Annotated in this window: 7 protein-coding genes; 3 read left to right on the forward strand and 4 right to left on the reverse strand. The window is 71.6% G+C overall.

Annotated elements, in window-relative coordinates; translation table 11 throughout:
* Positions 1-103 precede the first annotated feature (103 nt).
* A complete protein-coding gene (locus ACFWP7_RS42150) occupies positions 104-502 on the reverse strand; it encodes a hypothetical protein (RefSeq protein WP_384393820.1) in 399 nt (132 codons plus the stop codon).
* A 275-nt stretch (positions 503-777) separates the two neighbouring features.
* Here ACFWP7_RS42150 and ACFWP7_RS42155 point away from each other — a divergent pair, with 275 nt between their 5' ends.
* Positions 778-1,773, forward strand: a complete 996-nt coding sequence (locus ACFWP7_RS42155) for an AraC family transcriptional regulator (protein WP_384393823.1) — start codon at positions 778-780, stop codon at positions 1,771-1,773.
* 267 nt (positions 1,774-2,040) lie between these two features.
* Here ACFWP7_RS42155 and ACFWP7_RS42160 read toward each other — a convergent pair whose 3' ends face one another.
* From ACFWP7_RS42160 to ACFWP7_RS42170, 3 genes are all read right to left on the reverse strand, one after another.
* Complete coding sequence (locus ACFWP7_RS42160; RefSeq protein WP_384393826.1) at positions 2,041-2,526, reverse strand: methylated-DNA--[protein]-cysteine S-methyltransferase; 486 nt, start codon at positions 2,524-2,526, stop codon at positions 2,041-2,043.
* A gap of 61 nt (positions 2,527-2,587) precedes the next feature.
* Positions 2,588-4,072, reverse strand: coding sequence for an AlkA N-terminal domain-containing protein (locus ACFWP7_RS42165; protein WP_384393829.1), 1,485 nt, complete (start codon positions 4,070-4,072; stop codon positions 2,588-2,590).
* 95 nt (positions 4,073-4,167) lie between these two features.
* On the reverse strand, positions 4,168-6,120 hold the full coding sequence (locus ACFWP7_RS42170; RefSeq protein WP_384393831.1) for a heavy metal translocating P-type ATPase: 1,953 nt from the start codon (positions 6,118-6,120) through the stop codon (positions 4,168-4,170).
* A gap of 35 nt (positions 6,121-6,155) precedes the next feature.
* Here ACFWP7_RS42170 and ACFWP7_RS42175 point away from each other — a divergent pair, with 35 nt between their 5' ends.
* Complete coding sequence (locus ACFWP7_RS42175; RefSeq protein WP_384393834.1) at positions 6,156-6,518, forward strand: ArsR/SmtB family transcription factor; 363 nt, start codon at positions 6,156-6,158, stop codon at positions 6,516-6,518.
* Between the two features lie 67 nt (positions 6,519-6,585).
* Positions 6,586-7,746: an MFS transporter gene (locus ACFWP7_RS42180; RefSeq protein WP_384393836.1), complete on the forward strand. Its 1,161-nt coding sequence runs from the start codon at positions 6,586-6,588 to the stop codon at positions 7,744-7,746.
* Positions 7,747-7,870 lie beyond the last annotated feature (124 nt).

Consider the following 7,870-nt stretch of genomic DNA (forward strand, 5'->3'; position numbering starts at 1 on the left):
ATCCGCCACCAGCCCAAACTCAAGAGCCAGAGCAACCTAACGGAGTCCTACTAGCGCCCCACACGCCCCCGCGCTCCTCGCGCTCCTCGCGCTCCTGCAAGGTCTAGACCTGGGTGACCCGCTCCGCGATCCCCTGCACGATCGTCACCTCGATGGTCAAGTTGCCACCCTTCGCGGCCCCCTCCAGGTCTTCGGCGGTGCAGGTCTCCGCCGCCTGGGTCTCGGGATCACCACAAATGTCGCCGCCCACGATCTCCGTGTCCTCGGCGACGTAGAAGGGACGGCCGTCGACCTCCAGCTTGCCCGGTGCCAGATAGGTCAGCGTGCCGGTGACCGTGCCGTCCTCACGGTTGTCGGCACTGGTGTCCGTGGCGGGGGCGGGGGCGCTCACATCGGAGGCGGCGCTGGAACCGTCGGGGCCGCACGCGGTGAGGAACAGACCGGTGGCGGCCAGGAAAGCGACGGCGGCGGGCGTACGGGAACGGGTGTGGGTGAGCGACATGTTCGGGGTGCCCTTTCGGCGACGTTGCCTTGTTGATCTCAACCCGTCAAACGGCGTCCGCAGCAAGCCGGTTCACCCGCGCTCTCCCCTGCTGCACAGCCAGGATGAACCGCCGATATCTGTTACGAGACGCCGTCCCTCCGTGACCATTCGGACGTAACTGCGAGAGTCGTCCATCCGCACGCACCGCCTGCCCGAATCACTGGGCCGACTCTGACAACCTTGCTGACGGCCGTGCCTCTTTGAGCCATCCTGGTGATGACGAGGGGACAACCATGGAGGTGCAAAAGCCGCAAACCGTTGATTTCTCCAGCTTCGTCACGCGCGAAGTGGACGAGGTCCGGGCGACCGTGAACACCATCTTCAGCGAGGCTCGTTTCGACGTGGTGGGAGACGCCGGCGACCTCATCGCGGACTTCTCGGTCATCAACCTGGGCGCACTGACGGTCGGCAAGGTCAGTTACGGGACACAGGTCAGGGCGCGAACGGGCGAACTGGGCTACTACCACGTATCGGCGCCCATCGTCGGCTCCCACAGCGTGCGGCAGGGCAGGGGGCCGGTCTCGCACGTCACCACCCGCCGTGCGGTGGTCGTCGATCCCGCGAGCGGCGACAACCTCATCGACAACTACTCGCCCGACTGCACCACCATCAACGTGAAGATCGACAAGGCAGCCCTGGTAGGGCAGTTGGAGACGCTCCTGGGCAGGCCGGTACAGCGCGGCCCGGCCATCGAGCCGAACTTCGACATCGGCAGCGGTCCGGGGCTCAGCTGGATGAATCTGGTGTCCTGGAGCCTGCTGGACAAAGACGTGCCCGACGGCCTGCTGCGGCAGCCGATGTTCGCCGGGCGGATCGAACAGGCCCTGCTGGAGGGCCTGTTGCTGTCGAGCGACCACCAGTACCGCGATGCGCTGGAGGCACCACCGCCGTCCATGCGGCCCGCGGCGGTCAAGCGGGTGATGGACGCCGTACGCGAGCGGCCCGCCGAGCCCTACGACGCGGCCAGGCTCGCCACCATCGCCCAGGTCAGTGTGCGCACCCTGCAGGAGGCGTTCCGTAAGAACCTCGGCATGTCCCCGATGGCGTACGTCAGCGAGGTGCGGCTGCAACGGGTACGGGAGCAGCTGAGGGTCTCGATCCCGGGGACGGTCAGCGTCACGGAGATCGCCTACCGTTGGGGGTTCGCGCATCTGGGGCGGTTCGCGCGGCGCTACCGGGCCCGGTTCGGGGAGACGCCGTCCGAGACACTGCGATGCGTGTGCACCTGAGCAGGAACAACTCTCCCGCGTAATCCGGACAGCGCCGCGCAATGCGGAGCGCCGCCGGCCCGCGTGCCGCCGTACGGTATCGGTACCGCCTCCCGAAGGGCGCGGACGCAGACAGAACGGACGGGGTCGGCGCCGCCCGTTCCCGCAACCCCCTTTCGGCGACGGGCAAGGACATGGGTGCGGGAGCCCGTGTCCCCCGGGTCCGGCCACTCCCCCTCGTCAGGTGGGCCGGACCCGGGCCGACAGGCCACGCGGCCGGAACAGGCCCTAGAACAGGGCGGCGCCGCTCTCGAAGTCCAGCAGCCGCTGCTTGCGGTCCAGACCGCCGCCGTACCCCGTGAGGCTGCCGTTCGCACCGACTACGCGATGGCAGGGCACGATGATGCCGATCGGGTTCTTGCCGTTGGCGAGACCCACCGCGCGGGAGGCGCCCAAGTTGCCGAGGGTTCCGGCCAGTTCGCCGTACGAGCGGGTCTCGCCGTAGGGGATCTTGCACAGCTGCTCCCAGACCCCGCGCTGGAACGGCGTGCCGTCGAGACGCAGCGGCAGGTCGAACTCCTTCAACCCGCCCTCGAAGTAAGCCGCGAGCTGGCGCGTCGTCTCGTCGAAGAGAGTGTCGTCGTCGCGTACGCCGAAGGTCTCCTCCGGAGGACGATGGCGCTGGCCGACCATGTAGAGGCCGCAGAGGGCGCCTCCGTCGGCCACGAGCGTCAAAGGTCCGTAGGGGCTCTCGGTCACGGTGTGGTGCTTCATGGGACGTCCTTCGGCGGGCGTGAGCATCCTTGTCACGGATTACGGCTGATCGCGTACGGGGTTATGCGGGAAGAAAGTTGATCGGGTGGCTGTCCGTCGCCCACAAATACTGGATCGCGTACGCCCGCCAGGGACGCCAGGCCGCCGCCCGTGCCGTGAGCGCGGCGGGGGTGGACGGCAGGCCCAACTCCTGGGCGGCGCGCCGGATCCCGAGGTCGGTGGGGAGGAAGGCGTCGGGGTCGCCGAGGGCGCGCATGGCGATGACGTCGACCGTCCAGGGGCCGAAGCCCGGCAGGGAGAGAAGCCGGGCGCGGACCTCGCCCCAGTCGCTTTCGACACCCAAGTGGAGGGTTCCGTCGGCGAGTTGACGGACGAGCGTGGTGAAGGTGGCGCGGCGGGTGCGCGGCATCGCGAGGGATTCGGGGTCCACTGCAGCCAGTGACTCGGGGGACGGGAAAAGGTGGGTGAGGCCGCCCTCGGGATCGTCGACGGGGTCGCCGTGCGCGGTGACCAGGCGGGCCGCGTGGGTTCGGGCGGCGGCCGTGGAGACCTGCTGGCCCAGCACGGCCCGTGCGGCGAACTCGGCCTCGTCGACCGTGCGGGGCACCCGGCGGCCCGGCGCCTTGTCGATGAGCGGCGCGAGCAACGGATCGGTGCGCAACTGGTCGTCGACCGCGACCGGGTCGGCGTCCAGGTCGAGCATGCGGCGGCAGCGGCTGATGGCGACGGGCAGGTCGCGGAGGTCGCTGAGGGTGAGGCGGCAGGCGATGTGGTCGGCGTTCGGGGTGAGCCCGACGATCCCGTGGCCGTAGGGCAGGCGCAGGGTGCGTCGGTACGCCCCGTCGCGCCACTCCTCGACGCCGGGTACGGCCGTCGCCGCGAGGTGTCCGAAGAGGTTGTCGGGGTTGAGCGGGGCGCGGAAGGGGAGCCGGAGGCTCAGCACCCCCGGTGTGGCGGCCCCCGTCTTCTTCTTGGGCAGCCGTGCGCGCAGCTCGCTCGGTGACAGCGCGAAGACCTCGCGGACCGTGTCGTTGAAGGTGCGGATCGAGGAGAACCCGGCCGCGAAGGCGATCTCCGCCATCGGCAGCGGGGTGGTCTCGATGAGCAGCCGTGCGGTCTGGGCGCGCTGGGCCCGGGCGAGCGCGAGGGGTCCCGCGCCCAGCTCGGCCAGGAGCTGGCGCTCGATCTGGCGGGTGCTGTAGCCGAGCCGGGTGGCGAGGCCCGGTACGCCCTCGCGGTCCACGATTCCGTCGCCGATCAGGCGCATGGCGCGGGCGACGAGGTCGGCGCGCTGGTTCCACTGGGGCGAGCCGGGGCTGGTGTCGGGCCGGCAGCGCTTGCAGGCCCGGAATCCGGCCTGTTGGCAGGCTGCTGCGCTGGGGTAGAACGTCATGTTCTCCGGCTTCGGCGGTACCACCGGGCAGCTGGGCCGGCAGTAGATCCGGGTGGTCAGAACCGCCGTGAAGAACCAGCCGTCGAAGCGCGCGTCCTTCGACTGGACGGCGCGCACGCAGCTCTCCGTGTCGGTGTACATCCCGTTCTGCATGCCTCAAGCATCGGGCACGCCCGAGGCCGGGGCTGGCGGAAATCCGACATCAACCTCACGTGCCCTGGGACCGGTCATCGGCCCGGCCATCAGTCCTACGTCCTCTGCGACCCGCCTGACCGCCACGCGGAGTCCCTCAGCAGCCGCAGCCCGTTCAGACCGACCAGGACGGTCGAGCCCTCGTGCCCCGCGACGCCGAGCGGGAGCGGAAGGTGACCGACGAGGTCCCACAGGACCAGGGCGGTGATGAACGTACCCGCGATGACGAGGTTCTGGGTGACCAGGCGGCGGGCGGTGCGCGAGAGCCGTACGACTGCGGGGATGGCCGCGAGCTCGTCACGGACGACGACGGCGTCCGCGGTCTCCAGGGCGAGATCGGACCCGGCACGGCCCATGGCGATCCCGGAGTGGGCGGCGGCCAGGGCGGGGGCGTCGTTGACGCCGTCGCCGACGAACAACACCTTGCGGTCCGCGAGCTGGAGTACGGCCGCGACCTTGTCCGCGGGCAGCAGACGCGCGCGTACGTCCGTGATGCCGGTGGCGGAGGCCACCTGGGCGGCGGCGCGCGGGTTGTCGCCGGTGAGCAGTACGGGTGAGGTGCCCGTGAGAGCGGTGAGCGCGGCGACGGTCTCGGTGGCGTCGGGGCGGAGACGGTCGGCGAGGGAGAGGGTGCCGACGCGGGCGCCGTCGCGTTCCACCAGCACGACCGTGTGGTGGGTGTCGTCGTCCAGATGCGCGTCCGGGCGGCCGACGGTGACGATGTGGCCGTCGACGGTGGCGGTGACGCCGTGCCCGGGCTTCGCGGTGAAGTCGTCGGCGGGCACGAGGCGCAGGCCGCGGGAGCGGGCGGCGGCGACGATCGCGCGGGCGAGCGGATGTTCGCTGGGGTGCTCGACCGTGGCGGCCAGGGCCAGCAGGGTGTCCTCGTCGAGGCCCGACCCCGGCGCCGGCCGGACGGCCGTCACCTCGGGTGCGCCTTCGGTCAGGGTGCCGGTCTTGTCGAGGGCGGCCGTGTCGATCTCGCCGAGACGTTCCATGGCGACCGCGGACTTGACCAGGACGCCGTGCCGCCCGGCGGTGGCGATGGCGGACAGCAGTGGCGGCATGGTGGCCAGGACTACCGCGCACGGCGAGGCGACGATCATGAAGGTCATCGCCCGCAGCAGCGCGCCGGTGAGGTCCGCACCGAAGGCGAACGGCACCGCGAAGACGGCGAGTGTGGCGGCCACCACGCCCACCGCGTACCGCTGTTCGACCTTCTCGATGAACAGCTGGGTGGGCGCCTTGGTGCGCGAGGCCTCCTCGACCAGGGTGACGATGCGGGCGATGACGGAGTCGGCGGGGTCGCGTTCCACACGGACGCGCAGCACGCCGGTGCCGTTCAGGGTGCCCGCGAAGACCTCGGCGCCGGGGGTCTTCAGCACTGGCAGCGGTTCGCCGGTGATCGTCGCCTGGTCGGCCTCACTGACGCCGTCGACCACCCGCCCGTCGGCGCCGATCCGCTCGCCGGGGCGGATCAACAGCACGTCATCGACCGCGAGTTGAGCGGTGGGCACCTGCTCCTCCCCGTCGGCGGTCACTCTCGTCGCCGTGGCGGGCGCCAGATCGAGCAGGCCGCGTACGGAGTCGGCGGTACGGGCGGTGGCCAGAGCCTCCAGGGCGCCGGAGGTGGCGAAGATGACGATCAGCAGGGCGCCGTCAAGGACCTGTCCGATCGCGGCCGCACCGAGCGCCGCGACGATCATCAACAGGTCGACGTCCAGGGTCTTCCCGCGCAGCGCCCGGAGCCCTTCGAGGGCGGGTTCCCACCCTCCGGCGGCGTACGCGATCACGTAGAGCGGCGCGTACGTCCAGCCGGGCGCGCCGCCGAGGTGGAGGGGGAGCGCGAGCAGGAAAGCGACGGTGGCCAGGAGCGCCCAGCGGGCCTCCGGCAGCGCGAGAACGCGCGTAGGGCGGCGAGGGAGCACCGGGGCGGAGGGGGCGGCGGCGGAAGACGGGGCGAGAGTGGGAGACACGCGGCCACCATACAGGAACACATGAAGATTCATTCATACCTTCATGTGCGGCGGGTAGGATGCCGCCCATGGGTCATGGAGCCGTCACCACCGCGCAGGACGCCACCCCGCGCGTACGTCTGGACGCGGCCAACGTCGCGAAGGTGGCCACCACGCTCCAGGCGCTGTCCACCCCCTCGCGCCTGCTGATCCTCGCGCGGCTGCGCGAAGGCCCGCTGCCGGCCACCGAGTTGGCCGCCGAGGTCGGCATGGAACAGTCCGCGTGCTCGCACCAACTGCGGCTGCTGCGCAATCTGGGCCTGGTCGTCGGTGAGCGGAGCGGACGCTCGGTGGTCTACGCGCTGCACGACCACCACGTCGCCGAGCTCCTCGACCAGGCGGTCTACCACGTGGAACACCTGCGGCTGGGTCTCAGTGACGCGCCCGAATGAGGCGGCAGGGGCGGCCTCGCCGCGAGCAGGGGCATCCCCTCCGCGAAACGGGGCGTCCGCACGGCAGATGTGGCCGCTGTACGCCGCCGGGTTCACGACCGCGTTCGGGGCGCACGGCATCGCCGCGAACCTCGGTGGCCACTCCGCGGACGGGGTCACCTCTCTGCTCGTCCTGGGTGGCCTGCTCGCCCTGTACGACGGCGCCGAGGTGCTGCTGAAGCCGGTGTTCGGCACGATCGCCGACCGGGTCGGCGCCCGGCCCGTCCTGCTCGGCGGCCTCGTCGCCTTCTCCGCAGCGTCCGTCCTGTACGTCGTCGTCGACAGCCCCGGGTGGCTGTGGGCCGCCCGCCTCGGTCAGGGCGCGGCGGCCTCCGCGTTCTCGCCTGCGGCCTCTGCGCTGGTGGCCCGGCTCAATCCGGCGGCCAAGCACGGGCGGGTATACGGGAGTTACGGCTTCTACAAGTCCCTCGGCTACACCATGGGTCCGCTGCTCGGCGGCGTCCTTGTGTGGGCGGGCGGGCTGCGGCTGCTGTTCACCGTACTCGCGGGGCTCGGCGCCGTCGTCGCCGTGTGGGCCCTGTCGGCCGTGCCGGACGTGCCGCCGTTGCCGCGCGCGCGGCAGACCGTGCTCGATCTTGCCCGCCGCCTCGCCGACCCGGTCTTCCTCACTCCGACCGCGGCGCTCGCGGGGGCGACCGCCGCGCTCTCCGTCGGGGTGGGGTTCCTGCCCGTCTCCGGTGCGGCGGCGGGCCTCGGCACCGTGGCCACCGGGGCGGCCGTATCGGTACTCGCGGCCTGCGCGGCAGTCGTCCAGCCGCGAGCCGGGCGGGCCTTGGACGCGGGCCGGCTGAGGGCCCGCGCGGGCATCGGCGCGGGGTTGGGCCTCACCGCCGCAGGGCTGGCCTGTGCGATGCTCCCCGGTCTGACGGGTGTTCTCCTCGCCGCGGCGCTGATCGGCGTCGGCACGGGGTTGATCACCCCGTTGGGCTTCGCCACGCTGGCTGCCGGTACTCCTCAGGAACGGCTCGGGCAGACGATGGGCGCCGCCGAGCTGGGGCGCGAACTGGGCGACGCGGGTGGGCCGTTGCTGGTCGCGGGGGTCGCGACGGTGGCGACCTTGACGTACGGGTACGGGGTGCTTGCCGTGTTGCTGGCGGTGGGGCCCGTAGTGGGGGTGCTGGTGCTGCTGCGGAGTCGCTCGGGTGGTGCCCGGCGGAACCGCGTCTAGGGTGACGGGCGGCGGTGGTGCTCGGGCCAAGCGGTTTTCGCCCCCTCCGCCCCTACCCGACCCTTGCCCTGGGGGCTGCCGCCCCCAGACCCCCGCATCGCGCTGAACGCGCTCGTCCTCAAAC

The organism is Streptomyces sp. NPDC058470, assembly GCF_042721055.1.
Classification (GTDB): domain Bacteria; phylum Actinomycetota; class Actinomycetes; order Streptomycetales; family Streptomycetaceae; genus Streptomyces.

Excerpts from the sequence above, each read along its gene's own strand:
- ACFWP7_RS42175 (WP_384393834.1), top strand. The coding sequence starts at position 6,156 with ATGGGTCATGGAGCCGTCACCACCGCGCAGGACGCCACCCCGCGCGTA.
- ACFWP7_RS42165 (WP_384393829.1), bottom strand. The coding sequence starts at position 4,072 with ATGCAGAACGGGATGTACACCGACACGGAGAGCTGCGTGCGCGCCGTC.
- ACFWP7_RS42180 (WP_384393836.1), top strand. The coding sequence starts at position 6,586 with ATGTGGCCGCTGTACGCCGCCGGGTTCACGACCGCGTTCGGGGCGCAC.
- ACFWP7_RS42150 (WP_384393820.1), bottom strand. The coding sequence starts at position 502 with ATGTCGCTCACCCACACCCGTTCCCGTACGCCCGCCGCCGTCGCTTTC.
- ACFWP7_RS42170 (WP_384393831.1), bottom strand. The coding sequence starts at position 6,120 with ATGAATCTTCATGTGTTCCTGTATGGTGGCCGCGTGTCTCCCACTCTC.
- ACFWP7_RS42155 (WP_384393823.1), top strand. The coding sequence starts at position 778 with ATGGAGGTGCAAAAGCCGCAAACCGTTGATTTCTCCAGCTTCGTCACG.
- ACFWP7_RS42160 (WP_384393826.1), bottom strand. The coding sequence starts at position 2,526 with ATGAAGCACCACACCGTGACCGAGAGCCCCTACGGACCTTTGACGCTC.